The following is a 2,575-nucleotide window of genomic DNA, read 5'->3' as shown; positions in this document are numbered from 1 at the left end:
TGCGGATTCCACGGCCATCCGGCCACCTATTCCATAAACATCCGGCCACTGATTCCACGATGATCCGGCCACCCATTCCACGCTCATCCGGCCACCCTTAAGGCAGGCAGCAACGCAGGATTATTCACTACCATCGACCTCTTTTATCGAAGCAGAGAGGTCGTCGTGGAGCGTTTATCCATGCGTAAAATTCGAGAAGTGCTACGTCTCAAATTCGAGGTCGGCCTATCTGCCCGCCAGGTCGCTGGCAGCTTGCAAGTAGGCCGAGCCAGCGTCGGTGAGTACCTCAATCGCTTTGCTGCCAGCGGCCTGACCTGGCCCTCTGCGCTGACTGACGCCGAGTTACAACGGCATCTTTTTCCGCCGCCGCCCACCGTTCCCAGCGATCAAAGGCCGGTGCCAGACTGGGCTCATGTACACGGGGAGTTACGCCGCCCCGGCGTAACTCTGGCCCTGCTTTGGCAGGAATACCGACTCGCCCACCCGCAAGGCTTCCAATACAGCTGGTTCTGCGAGCACTACCGCCTCTGGGCCGCCAAGGTCGACGTGGTCATGCGCCAGGAGCACCGTGCCGGCGAAAAGCTGTTCGTCGATTACGCCGGCCAGACCGTACCGGTCATTGATCGGCGAACCGGCGAGATCCGCCAAACGCAGATCTTCGTCGCCGTTCTCGGCGCGTCCAGCTACACCTTTGCCGAGGCCACCTGGTCGCAGAAGCTGCCTGACTGGCTGGGCTCGCACGCCCGCTGTTTTGCTTTTTTCGGTGGCACATCGCAGATCCTGGTGCCCGATAATCTGCGCAGCGGCGTCACCAAGGCGCATCGCTACGAGCCCGACATCAACCCCAGTTACCGCGATCTCGCCGAGCATTACGGCATCGCCGTATTACCTGCTCGCTCGCGCAAACCCAAGGACAAAGCCAAGGTCGAAGTCGGCGTGCAAGTCGTCGAGCGCTGGATCCTCGCCGCGCTGCGCAACCGCCAGTTCTTCTCGCTGGGCGAACTCAACACGGCAATCAGCCTGCTGCTCGAACGCCTCAATCAAAAGCCCTTCAAGAAGCTGCCCGGCTCACGCCGCTCGGCCTTTGAGACCATCGACCAACCCGCACTGCAACCGCTACCAGAACATCCGTACATCTACGCCGAATGGAAAAAGGTGCGGGTGCACATCGACTACCACGTCGAGGTCGAGGGCCATTACTACTCGGTGCCGTACCAGTTGGTGAAGCACCAACTCGAAGTGCGGCTAACCGCTAAGACCGTCGAGTGCTTCCACGCCAACCAGCGGGTGGCCAGTCACCTGCGCTCGCTGCACAAAGGCCGCCACACCACCCAAACCGAGCACATGCCCAAGAGCCACCGGGAGCACGCCGAATGGACACCGCAACGGCTGATCCGCTGGGCCGAGCAGACCGGGCCTAACACCGCTGGCGTTATCGCCTACATCCTTGAGCGCCGAATCCATCCTCAGCACGGCTTCCGCGCCTGCCTGGGCATCCTGCGCCTGAGCAAGCAGCACGGCGAAGAGCGGCTGGAAGCCGCTTGCCAGCGAGCGCTGGCACTGGGCGCGTGCAGCTACAAAAGCCTTGAATCGATCCTGCGCCAAGGGCTGGAAAAGCTACCGCTGTCCCAGCAAAACCTGCCGCTACTGCCCGACGAACACATCAACCTGCGCGGCCCTGGCTACTACCACTGACCTGAAAAAGGAGCACCAAAATGCTGCCCAATCCGACACTCGACAAGCTGCAAACCCTGCGCCTGCACGGCATGATCAAGGCGCTGAGCGAGCAACACGCCACGCCCGATATCAATGATCTGAGCTTCGACGAACGCCTCGGCCTGATGATCGACCGCGAGCTGACCGAACGTGAAAACACGCGTCTGAGCAGCCGGCTGAAACTGGCACGACTGCGCCACAACGCTTGCCTGGAAGACATCGATTACCGCAGCCCACGCGGCCTGGACAAGTCCCTGATCCTGCAACTGGGCAGCGGCCAATGGCTGCGCGATGGCTTGAACCTGATCATCGGCGGCCCGACCGGTGTAGGCAAAACCTGGCTCGCCTGCGCGCTGGCCCACAAGGCCTGCCGTGACGGCTACAGCGTGCGCTACTTGCGTCTGCCGCGCCTGATGGAGGAACTGGGCCTGGCCCACGGAGACGGTCGATTCGCGAAACTGATGGCGGGCTATGCCAAGACCGACTTGCTGATCCTGGACGACTGGGGCCTGGCGCCGTTTACCGCACCGCAACGGCGCGACATGCTTGAGCTATTGGACGACCGCTACGGCAACCGCTCGACGCTGGTCACCAGCCAGATGCCCGTGGACAAATGGCATGCACTGATCGGCGATCCGACCTTGGGCGACGCGATCCTCGACCGGCTGGTGCACAACGCTTATCGGATCGAACTGAAGGGCGAATCGATGCGCAGACGCGCAACGAAATTGACGACGACAGGGACTTCAGACTAACAATGCAAACCTGCGTCGCTGCGCTCCGACTGCCTGGCCGGATGAGCGTGGAACGGGTGGCCGGATGTTGGTGGACTGGGTGGCCGGATGGCGTGGAATGCGCA

At 61.9% G+C, this 2,575-nt stretch carries 2 protein-coding genes; both read left to right on the top strand.

Annotation, left to right across the window (positions count from 1 at the left end):
• The first annotated feature begins 180 nt into the window (after positions 1-180).
• On the top strand, positions 181-1,695 hold the full coding sequence (gene istA / locus UB23_RS02540) for an IS21-like element ISPre4 family transposase (protein WP_041771204.1): 1,515 nt from the start codon (positions 181-183) through the stop codon (positions 1,693-1,695).
• 20 nt (positions 1,696-1,715) lie between these two features.
• Positions 1,716-2,471 carry an IS21-like element ISPre4 family helper ATPase IstB gene (gene istB, locus UB23_RS02535; protein ID WP_011077977.1) on the top strand — a complete coding sequence of 252 codons (756 nt, stop codon included), beginning with the start codon at positions 1,716-1,718 and terminating at the stop codon, positions 2,469-2,471.
• Positions 2,472-2,575: the final 104 nt, after the last annotated feature.

The sequence above is a fragment of the Pseudomonas sp. ES3-33 genome, from assembly GCF_000952175.1.
In the GTDB taxonomy this organism is placed as follows: domain Bacteria; phylum Pseudomonadota; class Gammaproteobacteria; order Pseudomonadales; family Pseudomonadaceae; genus Aquipseudomonas; species Aquipseudomonas gregormendelii.
This window is presented reverse-complemented; position numbering and strand designations above follow the sequence as displayed.

What these genes read in the sequence shown, in the direction of transcription:
- istA (WP_041771204.1), top strand. Translation starts at nt 181, where the DNA reads ATGCGTAAAATTCGAGAAGTGCTACGTCTCAAATTCGAGGTCGGCCTA.
- istB (WP_011077977.1), top strand. Translation starts at nt 1,716, where the DNA reads ATGCTGCCCAATCCGACACTCGACAAGCTGCAAACCCTGCGCCTGCAC.